Here is a 12,880-nt window from a genome sequence, read left to right on the forward strand (position 1 = left end):
CGAGGGGACCCAGGATCCATGCTTGACTACAAGACTGTCCTCGACGCCAATCTCACACCGCTCTCCGAGGCGGTCGCGAAGTGGGCAAAGCTCCCCGAGGAGTTCCGCAAGGTCGGCAAGCTGTACGACAACACAGTCGAGAAGGGCCTTGCCGAGTCCGACTGGAAGGGCGAGGCGGCTGAGGCGGCGATGGACAACGTCTCGCTGGTCGGCAAGCAGATCCGCGCCGCCAATGACGAGGCCGCGGACGTGCACCGCCTGCTGAGCGACGCGTACGACGTCTTCTCCCAGGCGCAGTCGAAGCTGAAGACGATCAGGAGCGACATCGAGAAGGACAAGTACCTCTCGATCAAGCCCGACGGCGAGGTCTGGTTCGACCCGCCGGCGGACACGCCGAACGAGCACCTGGCGTCCCTGAACAAGGGCTACCAGGAGTCGATCCAGGCGTACCGCACCAGCATCAGCAACCAGGTCACGGCGGCCCAGGAGGCCGACGACATCCTGTACTGGGCGCTGACCCAGGACTACAACGGGCACAACAAGGGCTTCGACTCGAACACGTACGACAGCCTCAAGGGTGCGAAGGCGGGCAAGGAGCAGGCCGACAAGGACCGCGACGCCCTCACCGAGCTGGCAGGGGTCAAGCGTCCATACACCCTGGACGAGGTCAAGCGGATCAACAGCCTTCTCTCGAAGCACGAGGGCGATCCGTACTTCGCCGAGCAGTTCGCCACGGGTCTCGGCCCGAAGAAGACCGCCGAGTTCTGGACGAGGATCGCCGACCGTACGCAGTACGGGGACGAGATGACCAAGGAGTCGGCGAAGATCCAGAAGAGCCTCGGCTACACCCTGGCCACTGCCTCGCACTCCACCAGCCCCGCGATGGAGAGCTGGAAGAAGGAGATGATCGAGCTCGGCGGCAAGCGGGTCGACATGGTCGACATGAACATGGGGACGATGACCAAGGGTCCGTACGGATACCAGGTCATGAGCAGCCTCATGCGGTACGGCGACTATGAGAAGGACTTCCTCGACGACTACGGCAAGAGCCTGCTCGCCTTCGAGAAGTCCCACAAGGGAACGGACCCGAAGGAGCTCTGGCAGCCGGACGGCTACGAGACGTACCTGAACTTCGGGGCGGGGACGGACCACGGCCTGGACCCGATGGCGGGGTACATGGAGGCGCTGGGGCACAACCCGGAGGCGGCGAAGGAGCTGTTCCACTCGGGGAGTTGGGCTACGTCAGACAAGGAGACTGCCAACCTGGATCCGGACCTCAAGTACCTGCTTGAGGACCGCAAGTGGCCCGAGATGCCCAACAACACAAAGGGCAGCGAGGACTACGACGAGCTCGGACACGCCATTGAGGCGGCGACGCTGGGGGTCCCGTACGACCAGCCGGAACTGGGGCTCCGCCGGGACAACATGACGGCCAATGTCGCTGAGCAGGTCATGGTGTACGTCGGTGACCAGCCCAAGTACTTGGATGATCACAAGGGGATGGGCGACAGTCTGGCCAAGATGGGCGCGGGCTACATCGACGACCTCAACTGGGCCTCGTCGAACTTCGGCAACGCCTTCACTGGACAGGATCTACGGGACGACGCATTCGGCCACAAGGGGCCTGGCCACGTCGGGCTGTCGCACGGGACAGCAGCATCGTTCCTCGCCGTGGCCGGCGGCGACGAGGACGGCTACAAGATTCTGTCGATGGCCCAGCAGGAGTACACGGCCAGTGGCCTGAGGGCACACCCCGAGCCGAATGGAGAGGTCGCTCAGATCATCGAGACGGGCGCGAAGATGCAGGGCATGTTCGACCAAGCGCGATCCAACGATATCCACGCGCACTTCGGAGAGGCGACCAAGGAGGCGGAGCGGAAGCTCGCCGAGGCCGCCGAGTGGAAGAAGTTCGGTGTCGGAGCCGGCGTGGCGGTGGGAGTCGGTGCCGTGGCGCTTCCCTTCGCGGGTGCCGCCGCCGGTGGCGCCGCGGTGGCGGCCTTCGCGGTTCCCCAGGTGGCGGGTGCGCTCGCCGGCGCTGGCATGACGCAGTTCGGCATCGATCTCAATCGAGAGCTGGAGAAGAACGGCCCGGACTTCTCGGTGCAGGAACACATGAAGCTGGAGGAGTTCACGAGTCAGGGCCAGGCGCGTGCGGTGACGCCTATGGATGCGTATATCGCGGTCAACAACCTCGAGGGCACAGAGTGGGCGAGGAAGACCCACAGTGGCGTAGAGGGCAAGTACAACGATGGCGCCAGTGCGATCACGGGGGTCACCCCGAATCCGAAGGGATGACGATGAGGTGGCAAGCGCGAAGGCGCCGCGGCTCGGTGCTCGCGGGTGGGCTGGTGCTCGGGCTGACGCTCGCGGCATGCGGCGGCGACAAGGACGACACGGACAAGAAAACGGTGCCGGCGACGGAGGTGTGCGGCGGCTTGTCACCCAAGGCCGCGCAGGCGTTGGAGCAGGTCTCGGAGACGAAGCGATTCGAGTATCGCTCCCACACAACGGCGAAGACGCTGAAGGATCTCCTGCACGATCCCGACCGGCGAGGTGGGAGCGAGCTGACCGAATGCGTGATTGAGCCGGACGTGGCCGACCCCGACGAGAGCCCGTCGGAAATGACCGTGATGTTCGAAGAGGTCGAGAAACTTCCGCTGCCTCAGCCCGAGGAAGTCGCACTGGCACGCCTTCCGGTCGGGCTGCGGGCGTACGGCGACACCGGCAGTGCCGAGCTGTGGTTCGCCTGCGAGGTGCCGGGAGTCGGAAAGCCGATCGTCTACGCGCACCTCGTCTATGGGCCCCGTCCACGCGAGAAGAGCCCCAAAGAGGCGAACATCAGGGTCCTCCAGGACCTCTCACGGCGGTACGCCCTCGCCATGGGCTGCCCCAACGCGGGGGGCATCCCGAGTGTCTGACGTGAGTCGGGCCGCCCTGCCATGACCGGCGTCATCGTCACCTTCTTCGTCCTCGCGGCCCTCATGTCCGCCTTCGGCCTCGCCCGCCAGCGCCGCCTCCACCGGTGGCTCACAGCCTGGCGCCACCGCGACCCGGCGGCCAACGAGCCCTCGGACGCGGCTTTCAGGGTCGGTCGTGTCATGGCGTTCGTCATGGCCGGATTTTTCGCCTTCTCGGGGTGCCGGGCGATGGACTTCGCCGACGGGTCGTCCTGGGATCTCCACCAGGTGCGATCGGTTGCCGTGGCGGCAGCCTCCTCCCTGGGAGAGGGGGCGTCCGCGGGCCGCGAGGTGACGCGGTCGGAGCTCGACGAAGCGGTGCAGGAGGCGGCCGAAGGGATCGGCCCCTTCCACGAACTCGAAGTGAAGCCCTCGGGCGACGACAACTTTCAGCTGGCCACCGTCAAGGGCGAGTACCCGTTCTGCCTCGCCGTGACGTCGTCGCGAACCGGCGGCTTCGCGGTACCGGGAGCGGACGGGTCGACCACAATCCTGCCGGAGTACGGCCGATCGGTCACCGTCGAACCCGGGGAGTGCCAGGCCGGCTCGGACGCGTAGGGGGATCGCTGAGTCGCCACCGGCCGGCCGATCGTTTCCCGATTGGCCGACGATCGCTTCCCGTCACTCTTTGTCACCCCGCCCTCAGACGCCTGACATGGGTGCCCCTTGAGCCCTCGTGCTGATGATCGCTCAGTAGCTCGCTGAAGCACGGGGCGGCTTCGACCTGTTCCTCGGGCACTCCCGTCAGGTGCGCCTTGACTGATCCGAGGAGCAGGCAGGGGGCGATCAACAGCATCCCGGACGTGTGACTGAGTCGTTTACTGAACAGGCTCCGGCACAGCCGGATCGCGGTAACCATGAAGGTGTACACCCACATCCCTTCCGAGGCCACGCGCAAGGCGCTTCGGAAGTTGGGCAAGCACCTGGGCGGGGAAGATCAGATGTAGTTGCTGTACTTCGCTGATGTACGACGCCAAAGAGCCCCTGCCGGACTTCTCCGACAGGGGCTCTCAGCTGCGGTGGACCTGTGGGGATTTGAACCCCAGACCCCCTCGATGCGAACGAGGTGCGCTACCAGACTGCGCCACAGGCCCTTGCAACGAGAGAAACTCTAGCATCCCCGTCGGGGTGCTTGGAAATCCGTTCCTTCGCTGGTCACGCGCTGGTCACACGGTCACTCGTTGGCGGCGCGCGGCCGGTCCTCGTCCGCGTACTGGTCGAAGAGCGGGGTCCGGCTGCGGTCGCGGGCGCGGCGCGGCGGAGGTGTCTGCCGGGCCGGTGGCGGGTCGGCGGCCGGGGTCGGTTCCGCCGTCGACGAGCGGGCCGAGCTCCAGGTCTCCGGGTCGTTCATGTCCACGCCACCCGTGGCCCGCGGCGCGACCGGCGCGGTGACATAGGTCGGCAGCGGCACCGGGACCGGCTCCCAGCTGTCGCCGGTCGACGGGCCGCGGTCGCGCTGCTGGTCCACCCACTCCGCGTGGTCGGTCTGCTCGACCAGCGCACGGCGGCCCGCCTCCTGCGGCGAGAGCTTGGCCGGCCCGGGCTCGGGTCGCGCTTCGGGATCTTCGTCCGGGTCGGCCGCGGGGGCCGGGGCCTGGTGCCGGCGCGAGCGACTCTCGCGCAGGCGCTGGGCCGCCACCTCGGCCCGGCGGCGGTCCATGGTGACCACGAAGCGCCGCCGCTCCTGGTTGCGCAGATGCACGATGTATGCGCTGAGAAGGACCGCGGGCACACCCGGCGCCCACAGGAAGCCGAGTCCGCCGACCGCGGCCACGATCGCGCCGAGCGTGAAGGCCAGGAAGAGGACGACGGTGGTACGTCTGCGGCGGGCCAGGACCTTGCTGCGCCGGGCGCGCTCGGCCGCGGCGCCGTTCGGGCGCGGGCGCCGGGCGGCGGGCACGGGCACCCGGGCCGAAGCGGAGGCCGGAGCCGAAACCTTGGCAGGGACCGGCGCCTTGGACTGAGCCTTCGACTGCGCCTTGGGCTGGGCCTTGGCCTGCGGTGGGGCCGGAGGGCTCAGCCGGGCTTCGGTCCTGGGCGCGGCGAAGGCCCGGACGTCCACGGAACTCAGAGGGTCCGTGGCGGCATCCGGGTCCCCGTCGGGCGCGGCCTGCTCCGCGGTGCGTTCCCGCAGCTCCTTGGCGTACCGGCGCTCCATTGCACCCCGTCCGGACAGCAGCCGGATGGCGGTGGAGAAGCGTTCCGTCGGACGGGCTTCATTCAGCTCGTCCTGCCTGCGGAGCCACATCGGCACCAAGTAGGCGGCCCAGGCCCCGACGATGACTGCGTAGATGAGGCCGCTGCTGCTCACGCATCACACCGTAGAGGGATTTCCGCAAGGGCATCCGCCAATTGGCCCGGTGTGTCGCACGATCTGGCTCATAACACTGACTTTTTTTGGGATTGTTCAGATCACCGCATGGTCAACAGCGATCAATTTCGAACGTTTATTTTATTTCTCGTGGCGTTCCCGGTCGTGCCTGGTGCCAGCGGCGGAGCAATCCTTCGGGAACCTCTTCGGCCGTGAGAGCGAAGACCAGATGGTCCCGCCAAGCACCGTCGATGTGGAGATATCGCGGGCGCAGTCCCTCTTCCCGGAATCCGAGTTTCTCCACGACCCGGCGGCTCGGGCCGTTCTCGGGGCGAATACAGACTTCCATCCGGTGCAGTCCGACCGTACGGAAGCAGTGGTCGACGGCGAGCGCGACCGCGGTCGGCATCACCCCGCGGCCCGCCACATCCCGGTCGACCCAGTAGCCGACATGGCCCGAGCACATCGAGCCCCAGGTGATCCCGGCGACCGTCAACTGGCCCACGAGACGGCCCCGGTACTCGATGACGAACGGGAGCATCCGGCCCGAGTTCGCCTCGGCGCGCAGATGGCGGACCATCTGCCGGTACGTGGGCCGCCGCGCGACCGGGCCGCCGGGCGAGGGCGGCGGAATCGTCGCCTCCCACGGCCGCAGCCAGTCCCGGTTGCGCCGGTTGACCTCGCGCCACATCCGCTGGTCGCGCAGCTTTATCGGACGGAGGACGATGTCGCCGTCCGCCAGGACCACCGGCCAGGGGGCGTTCAGCTCGGGCTCCCCGCGGGTCTTGGGTGGTCTCCGCCCCGGATCTGGTCCACGGCGTGCACCAGCATCAGCTCCAGTACGGCCAGGCCGTCGCGCACACCGCCGGTGGAGCCGGGCAGATTGACGATCAGCGTGCGGCCTGCGACTCCGGCGAGCCCGCGGGACAGCGCGGCGGTCGGCACCTTCTCGCGGCCGTACGCGCGGATCGCCTCCGGGATGCCGGGGATCTCGTAGTCGAGTACGGCCCCGGTGACGTCCGGGGTGCGGTCGGTCGGCGAGATGCCCGTGCCGCCGGTGGTGAGGATCACGTCGTACCCGGCGGCCACGCCGTCCCGCAGCGCCTGCCCGACCGGATCGCCGTCCGGGACCACGCGCGGTCCGTCGACCCGGAAGCCCAGCGCGGTCAGGCCCTCGGCGAGCACCGGCCCGCCCTTGTCCTCGTACACACCGGCCGCAGCGCGGTTGGACGCGGTGACGACCAGCGCCCGGCGCGCATCCGCTTCTGGCCCGTGGCTGTGGCTGTAGACCTCACCTGCGCGGGGGCTCATGACCGGCTCCAGTCGCCGGACTTGCCGCCCGTCTTCTCCTCGACCCTGATGTCGGTGATCACGGCCGCCTTGTCGACGGCCTTGACCATGTCCACGACGGTCAGCGCGGCGACCGAGACGGCGGTCAGCGCCTCCATCTCGACGCCCGTGCGGTCGGTGGTCTTCACCGTGGCGAGGATCTCCACCGCGTCGTCCGTGACCGACAGATCGAGCTTCACGCCGGAGACCGCGAGCGGATGGCACAGCGGGATCAGGTCCGGAGTGCGCTTGGCACCCATGATCCCGGCGATGCGGGCCGTCGCGAGAGCGTCGCCCTTGGGTACGCCCTCACCCCGCAGCAGCTCCACGACCTGCGGTGACACCAGGACCCGGCCACTGGCGCGGGCTGTGCGTGCGGTGACGTCCTTCTCCGAGACGTCGACCATGCGGGCCGCCCCGGCCTCGTCGATGTGCGTCAGCCTGCCTTGGCTACTCATTTGCTGTGGCGCTCCCGGTCAGGGCCCTTGGGGCCTGTGTGGGCAGACACGGTACAGCCACGGTAAGCAGGTCAGCCGAGGAGGACCACTTCCACCTCGCTGCCCGGCTCGACGGAGGAGTCCGCCTCCGGGACCACGATCAGGCAGTCCGCCTGTGCGAGGGCCGCGATCAGGTGGGAGCCGGAACCCCCCACGGGAGTGACGGTGCCCGAGCCGGAGTCGTACGCACCGCGCAGGAACTGCCGCTTTCCGGACGGTGACGAGAGCGTCTTGTCGGCCTTGAGCACGGCGCGGGCGGTCGGCCGGTGGACGTCCGGCAGGCCCATCAGCGCCCGGATCGCGGGCCGGACGAACAGCTCGAAGGAGACGTACGACGAGACCGGATTGCCCGGCAGCGCCAGCAGCGGTGTGTGCTCGGGTCCGATCGTGCCGAACCCCTGCGGTTTGCCCGGCTGCATCGCGAGCTTGCGGAAGTCGATCCCGCTGCCCGGCACGTCCTCGTCGCCGACCGAGGACAGCGCCTCCTTCACCACGTCGTACGCGCCGACGCTCACGCCGCCCGTGGTGACCAGCAGATCGGCGCGGATCAGCTGGTCCTCGATGGTGGCGCGCAGCGTCTCGGCGTCGTCGGTGACCGCGCCGACGCGGTAGGAGAGCGCGCCCGCGTCGCGTGCGGCGGCGGCCAGCGCGAAGCTGTTGGAGTCGTAGATCTGGCCCTCGCCCAACTCCTCGCCGGGCTGTACCAGTTCGCTGCCGGTGGAGAGCACGACGACCCGCGGGCGCGGCCGTACGCGCACGGTGCCGCGGCCGATCGCGGCGAGCAGGCCGATCTGCGGCGGGCCGAGCACGGTGCCCCGCGTGAGCGCCAGGTCGCCGGCCTGGACGTCGCTGCCGCGCGAGCGCACATGCGCGCCGGCCTCGGCGGGCCGGTGGACGCGGACCTCGCCGCTCGCGCCCTCCGGTGCCTCGCCCGCAGGCCGCATGGTGGCGGCCGCTCCGCCGCCCGTGCCGCCGTCGGTCCACTCGACCGGGACGACGGCCTCGGCGCCGGGCGGCAGCGGTGCGCCGGTCATGATCCGCGCGGCCTCGCCGGGACCCACGGTCGGCAGTCCGCCGCTGCCCGCGGCCACGTCGCCGATCACCGTGAGGACGGCCGGGAACTCCTCGGTGGCGCCGGCCACATCGGCCGTACGGACCGCGTATCCGTCCATCGAGCTGTTGTCGAACGGCGGCAGCGCGACCGGGACGGTGACGTCCTCGACGAGGACACAGCCCTGGGCGTCCGGCAGTTGCAGTTCGATCGGGTCGAGCGGGCGGATCGCCGCGAGGATGTCCTCCAGGTGGTCGTCCACCGACCAGATCGTGCCCACGGTGCCCACTCCGTCTCGCCTCGTCTCGCTCAGTCCTGCCGGGGTCCGGGGGTTACCCCTCGGAGGAGTGCAGCATCTCCTCGGTCACATAGCTGCGAAGCCAGGTCCGGAACTCCGGGCCCAGGTCTTCACGTTCGCATGCGAGTCTGACAATGGCGCGCAGATAGTCACCGCGGTCTCCGGTGTCGTACCGGCGGCCCTTGAAGACGACGCCGTGCACCGGGCCGCCCACCGTCTCGTCCTCGACGAGCTTCTCGAGGGCGTCGGTGAGCTGGATCTCGTTGCCGCGGCCCGGCTGGGTCTCGCGAAGTATGTCGAAGACGGCGGGGTTGAGGACATAACGGCCGATGATGGCGAGGTTGCTGGGGGCCTCGGACGCGTCGGGCTTCTCGACCAGCTCGGTCACCTTGACGACGTCGGACTCCCCGGTGGCCTCCACGGCGGCGCAGCCGTACAGGTGGATCTGCGCCGGGTCCACCTCCATCAGCGCGATGACGCTGCCGCCCTCACGCTCCTGGATCTCGACCATCCGCGCCAGCAGCGGGTCGCGCGGGTCGATCAGGTCGTCGCCGAGGAGGACCGCGAAGGGCTGGTTGCCCACATGCGGAGCGGCGCACAGCACCGCGTGGCCGAGGCCGCGCGGGTCGCCCTGGCGCACATAGTGCATGGTGGCGAGATCGCTCGACTCCTGGACCTTCTTGAGCCGGCCGGCGTCGCCCTTGCGGGTCAGCGCCTCCTCCAGCTCGTAGTTGCGGTCGAAGTGGTCCTCGAGCGGGCGCTTGTTGCGGCCCGTGATCATGAGCACATCGGAGAGACCGGCCGAGACCGCCTCCTCGACGACGTACTGGATCGCGGGCTTGTCGACGACAGGCAGCATCTCTTTGGGAGTGGCTTTCGTGGCAGGCAGGAAGCGGGTTCCGAGGCCTGCGGCGGGGATGACAGCCTTGCTGATCCTGGGGTGCGACTGAGTCATGCGGGCACCTTAACCGGTGAGTATGGGCTGAAGATGAGGCTCCGGTTAACTTCCGTCTCATAAAGACGTATACGAGAGGTTTGTGAAGTCCTAATGAGCGGTGACTTGTCCGGAAAGAGAGCGGTACGACGCGAACTCCTCGACGCCCGCGGCCTCATGTCCTCTGAGGACGCCGCGCGGGCCGCCGCGGTTCTCGCGCGACAGGCCCTGAATCTGCCGGAATTGACCGAAGCGACCACGGTCGCCGCTTATGTCTCCGTGGGGCGCGAACCGGGCACGCGAGCGCTGCTCGACGCGCTGCACGAGCGGGGTGTACGCGTCCTGCTGCCGGTTCTGCTGGCGGACAACGATCTGGACTGGGGCGTGTACCGGGGTGCGGAACACTTGGCGCCCGCCCCGCGCGGGCTGCTGGAGCCCGATGGGGAGCGGCTCGGCGTGGATGCCGTACTGAACGCTGATGCCGTGCTCCTTCCCGGACTCGCTGTGGACGCCCGCGGCATGCGACTGGGCCGCGGCGGCGGTTCCTACGACCGGGTTCTCGCCCGGCTCGCGGCTGCCGGTGCGGCCCCCGCGCTGGTGGTGCTGTTGTACGCGAACGAAGTGGTCGAGCGCCTCCCGGAGGAGCCGCACGACCGTCCCGTTCACGCCGTGGTCACGCCCGAGACCGTACGCCGCTTCACGGCGTGAGCTTGAGGGTGTCGGAGGTCGTCGCCGACACCGCCTGCTCGCTGAAGGCCCAGTCGAGCAGCTCGCCGTGGGCCCACTTGTCGGTCTGGTCGGTGTAGTGCGCGTTGTACGCGTGCCCGGACGCACCGGTCAGATTGATCCAGCGCGACTTGTCCCAGTCGCCGACGTTCACGACCATCCGCATCGACGGCACCCAGATCACTCCGTAGCCGCCCGCCGCGTTCCAGCCGGTGGCGTTCACCGTGGCCTCGCCGCCGCCCAGTTTCCACGGGCCCCGGTTGAGCACGAACTGCAGGAAGCCGGGTCCCTCGGTACCGAGGGTCTGGTTCTTCAGCGTCAGCTGGTGCAGCCGGCCCCAGCTCCAGGTCGAGACGTCCTTGCCGAGCTCGGCCGTCAGCTCCCAGCGCGCGTCCTCCATGGCACGGGCGAGCAGCTCGTCACGGGTGGTGGTGGCCGGGTCCGTACGGCTGGCCGGGGACTGCCACCACTCGTTGTCCTCGTCCTCGAGTATCCGGCGCACCAACTCGAACCAGCGGTCGCCGCCGTCCGGCTGCGCCGACTCCGTGTCGCGCTGGCCGCACTCGCGCACCCGCTCGCTGAGCTGGTCGTCGGGCGCCGTGCTGTCCGCCGGGCGGACGCTCAGGCACTCGCCCTCGACGCGCAGCTCCTTGGGCAGCTTGTTGCCGAAGGCGAGCTTGAGGACATTGCGCCAGACCCCGTTGAAGTAGGCGGCCGCGCCGGAGTCGGACTCCTGGGTGTAGTCCCAGCCCTCCAGCAGCTTCTGCGCCTCACGGACGTACTTGTCCGAGACGTCGATCTTCAGCAGCTTCGGCGTCAGCAGCTTGGCGATCTCGCTGCTGTTGTCCATCTGCATGGTGCGCATGTCTTCGGTGGAGATCTTGCCGCCGCCCTGGAGCTTCGACTCGATGAGGTCGTTGATCCGCTGGCTGCGGGCTCCGTAGCCGTAGTCGGCGGTCAGCTTGTGCCGGTACTTCGAGGCGTCGATGACGGCCTGGTTGGCGGTGACGATGTAGCCGCGGTCGGGGTTCTCCTCGTACGGCAGCTCGTCGAAGGGGATGTAGCCCTTCCACTTGTACGCCGGGTCCCAGCCGGGGGCCGGAACCGAGCCGTCGCCCTTGGCGCGGACCGGGATCTTGCCGGGGGCCTGGTAGCCGATATTGCCCTGGGCGTCGGCGTAGACCAGGTTCTGGGACGGGACCTCGAAGTCCTTGACCGCCGCCCGGAAGGACTTGAAGTCCTTGGCGCGGTTCAGGTCGAAGATGGCGTCCATGGACTTGCCGGGCTGCAGCGCGGTCCACTGCAGGGCGACGGCGTATCCGGAGGCGCGGTCCGGCGCGGAGTTGGAGACCGTGGCCTTCTGGCCGGCCTTCTCCAGCTCGGTGCTGCGGTCCGAGACCAGCGGGCCGTGGCCGGTGGAGCGGACCGTGATCGTCTTGCTCGCGCCGCCGGCGACCCTGATCACCTCCCTGCGGGTGACCAGCTCCTTCTGCCCGTTGCCCACCTGGTAGCTGTCGCCGGAGAGCTTCTCGAGATAGAGGTCGGTGACGTCCGCGCCGAGGTTGGTGAAGCCCCAGGCGATGTTCTGGTTGTGACCGATGATCACGCCCGGGGTGCCGGAGAAGGTGTATCCGGCGGTGTCGTACTGGCAGGTGGCCGAGACCGTACGGCAGTGCAGGCCCATCTGGTACCAGAGCGAGGGCAGCTGCGGCGCGAGGTGCGGGTCGTTGGCCAGCATCGGCTTGCCGGTCGTGGTGTTCTCGCCGGCGACGACCCAGGAGTTGGATCCGATGCCGTTACCGCTCGGACCGAGCAGCGCGGGCACTGCGTCGAGGGTCTTGGAGAGCGAGGCGAGCTGGGAGTTGAGGCCGGAGACCGCACCTGCAGGGCTGGCACCGCCGCCACTGCCGGAGTCACCGGAATCGCCCGCGTCGCCGGACGGCTCGGCGTCCGGGTCGAACTTCCCGGTGGCCGGATCGATGCCGCCCTTGTCGAGAATCGGCTGGTTCCTGCCGTACGGATACGGCGGGTACAGGTCCTTGATCTTCTTCGCGTCGAGCCTGCTGGTGAGGAGCGAGCGGTCTATCTCTTCCTGCATGTTGCCGCGCAGGTCCCAGGCCATCGCCTTGAGCCAGGCCACCGAGTCGACCGGCGTCCAGGGCTCCGGCTTGTACTCGTTGGCGAAGGAGAGCGCCGCGTACTCGACGGAGAGTTCCTTGCCGTCCTTGCCGTCGAGGTAGGCGTTGACACCGTCCGCGTACGCCTGGAGGTACTTCTTCGTCTCGGGCGACAGGACCTTGTCGTACTCCTGCTGCGCGACCTGACGCCAGCCGAGCGTGCGCAGGAAGGCGTCCGTGTCGACCTGTCCCGAGCCGAACATCTCGGAGAGCCGGCCGGCCGTCATGTGGCGGCGGACGTCCATCTCCCAGAAGCGGTCCTGCGCCTGGACGAAGCCCTGCGCGCGGAACAGGTCCTCGTCACTGTCCGCGTAGATCTGCGGGATGCCGAAGCCGTCGCGCTTGACCTCGACCTGGCCGCGCAGGCCCTCGAGTTGGAGCGTCCCGGTGGTCTGCGGGTAAGAGGCGCGCACCGTGCTGATGCTCCAGTACGCGCCGTATCCGACACCCGCGACAAGCGCCAGCACCAGGACGAACACGAGCAGGCGCAGGCGTCGCCCCTTCTTCTTCTTCGGGGAAGAGGCGGTTGTGTTGGCGGGCATCGCTGTCCTTCGAGGCGCAGGCTGGTCCTGGAGTGCTGGAGCAACCATAGGCGCAGCG

General features: G+C 68.7%; 11 protein-coding genes and 1 tRNA gene. 4 read left to right on the forward strand and 8 right to left on the reverse strand.

Annotation, left to right across the window (positions count from 1 at the left end):
- The first annotated feature begins 18 nt into the window (after positions 1 to 18).
- From ACH4YL_RS21250 to ACH4YL_RS21260, 3 genes are read left to right on the forward strand one after another with little or no spacing between them, the layout of a single operon-like run.
- Positions 19 to 2,295, forward strand: coding sequence for a DUF6571 family protein (locus ACH4YL_RS21250; RefSeq protein ID WP_398508940.1), 2,277 nt, complete (start codon positions 19 to 21; stop codon positions 2,293 to 2,295).
- 2 nt (positions 2,296 to 2,297) lie between these two features.
- Positions 2,298 to 2,918 (forward strand): hypothetical protein, encoded by a 621-nt coding sequence (locus ACH4YL_RS21255; protein ID WP_398508941.1) that lies wholly within the window; start codon positions 2,298 to 2,300, stop codon positions 2,916 to 2,918.
- A 21-nt stretch (positions 2,919 to 2,939) separates the two neighbouring features.
- A complete protein-coding gene (locus ACH4YL_RS21260; protein WP_398508942.1) occupies positions 2,940 to 3,515 on the forward strand; it encodes a hypothetical protein in 576 nt (191 codons plus the stop codon).
- Between the two features lie 462 nt (positions 3,516 to 3,977).
- Here ACH4YL_RS21260 and ACH4YL_RS21265 read toward each other — a convergent pair.
- The 7 genes from ACH4YL_RS21265 to galU form a co-directional block, all read right to left on the reverse strand.
- Positions 3,978 to 4,051, reverse strand: a tRNA-Ala gene (locus tag ACH4YL_RS21265).
- 80 nt (positions 4,052 to 4,131) lie between these two features.
- Positions 4,132 to 5,268: a gephyrin-like molybdotransferase receptor GlpR gene (gene glpR, locus ACH4YL_RS21270; protein WP_398508943.1), complete on the reverse strand. Its 1,137-nt coding sequence runs from the start codon at positions 5,266 to 5,268 to the stop codon at positions 4,132 to 4,134.
- Positions 5,269 to 5,404: 136 nt separating this feature from the next.
- Positions 5,405 to 6,016 (reverse strand): GNAT family N-acetyltransferase, encoded by a 612-nt coding sequence (locus tag ACH4YL_RS21275; RefSeq protein ID WP_398508944.1) that lies wholly within the window; start codon positions 6,014 to 6,016, stop codon positions 5,405 to 5,407.
- 14 nt (positions 6,017 to 6,030) lie between these two features.
- A complete protein-coding gene (locus ACH4YL_RS21280) occupies positions 6,031 to 6,579 on the reverse strand; it encodes a molybdenum cofactor biosynthesis protein B (RefSeq protein ID WP_398508945.1) in 549 nt (182 codons plus the stop codon).
- Positions 6,576 to 7,055, reverse strand: a complete 480-nt coding sequence (moaC, locus tag ACH4YL_RS21285; protein WP_398508946.1) for a cyclic pyranopterin monophosphate synthase MoaC — start codon at positions 7,053 to 7,055, stop codon at positions 6,576 to 6,578. Before moaC ends, ACH4YL_RS21280 begins: the two co-directional genes overlap by 4 nt.
- Before the next feature lie 71 nt (positions 7,056 to 7,126).
- On the reverse strand, positions 7,127 to 8,434 hold the full coding sequence (gene glp, locus ACH4YL_RS21290; RefSeq protein ID WP_398508947.1) for a gephyrin-like molybdotransferase Glp: 1,308 nt from the start codon (positions 8,432 to 8,434) through the stop codon (positions 7,127 to 7,129).
- Between the two features lie 43 nt (positions 8,435 to 8,477).
- Positions 8,478 to 9,398 (reverse strand): UTP--glucose-1-phosphate uridylyltransferase GalU, encoded by a 921-nt coding sequence (galU, locus tag ACH4YL_RS21295; RefSeq protein ID WP_398508948.1) that lies wholly within the window; start codon positions 9,396 to 9,398, stop codon positions 8,478 to 8,480.
- A gap of 93 nt (positions 9,399 to 9,491) precedes the next feature.
- On the opposite strand from galU, the gene ACH4YL_RS21300 reads away from it, so the two are divergent.
- Positions 9,492 to 10,085: a 5-formyltetrahydrofolate cyclo-ligase gene (locus ACH4YL_RS21300; RefSeq protein WP_398508949.1), complete on the forward strand. Its 594-nt coding sequence runs from the start codon at positions 9,492 to 9,494 to the stop codon at positions 10,083 to 10,085.
- On the opposite strand, the gene ACH4YL_RS21305 is transcribed toward ACH4YL_RS21300, so the two are convergent.
- On the reverse strand, positions 10,075 to 12,822 hold the full coding sequence (locus tag ACH4YL_RS21305; RefSeq protein ID WP_398508950.1) for a penicillin acylase family protein: 2,748 nt from the start codon (positions 12,820 to 12,822) through the stop codon (positions 10,075 to 10,077). The genes ACH4YL_RS21300 and ACH4YL_RS21305 overlap by 11 nt on opposite strands.
- Positions 12,823 to 12,880 lie beyond the last annotated feature (58 nt).

The organism is Streptomyces sp. NPDC020681 (genome assembly GCF_044334895.1).
Lineage (GTDB): Bacteria > Actinomycetota > Actinomycetes > Streptomycetales > Streptomycetaceae > Streptomyces.

What these genes read in the sequence shown, in the direction of transcription:
- ACH4YL_RS21250 (WP_398508940.1), top strand. Translation starts at nt 19, where the DNA reads ATGCTTGACTACAAGACTGTCCTCGACGCCAATCTCACACCGCTCTCC.
- ACH4YL_RS21255 (WP_398508941.1), top strand. Translation starts at nt 2,298, where the DNA reads ATGAGGTGGCAAGCGCGAAGGCGCCGCGGCTCGGTGCTCGCGGGTGGG.
- ACH4YL_RS21260 (WP_398508942.1), top strand. Translation starts at nt 2,940, where the DNA reads ATGACCGGCGTCATCGTCACCTTCTTCGTCCTCGCGGCCCTCATGTCC.
- ACH4YL_RS21280 (WP_398508945.1), bottom strand. Translation starts at nt 6,579, where the DNA reads ATGAGCCCCCGCGCAGGTGAGGTCTACAGCCACAGCCACGGGCCAGAA.
- moaC (WP_398508946.1), bottom strand. Translation starts at nt 7,055, where the DNA reads ATGAGTAGCCAAGGCAGGCTGACGCACATCGACGAGGCCGGGGCGGCC.
- galU (WP_398508948.1), bottom strand. Translation starts at nt 9,398, where the DNA reads ATGACTCAGTCGCACCCCAGGATCAGCAAGGCTGTCATCCCCGCCGCA.
- ACH4YL_RS21300 (WP_398508949.1), top strand. Translation starts at nt 9,492, where the DNA reads ATGAGCGGTGACTTGTCCGGAAAGAGAGCGGTACGACGCGAACTCCTC.
- ACH4YL_RS21305 (WP_398508950.1), bottom strand. Translation starts at nt 12,822, where the DNA reads ATGCCCGCCAACACAACCGCCTCTTCCCCGAAGAAGAAGAAGGGGCGA.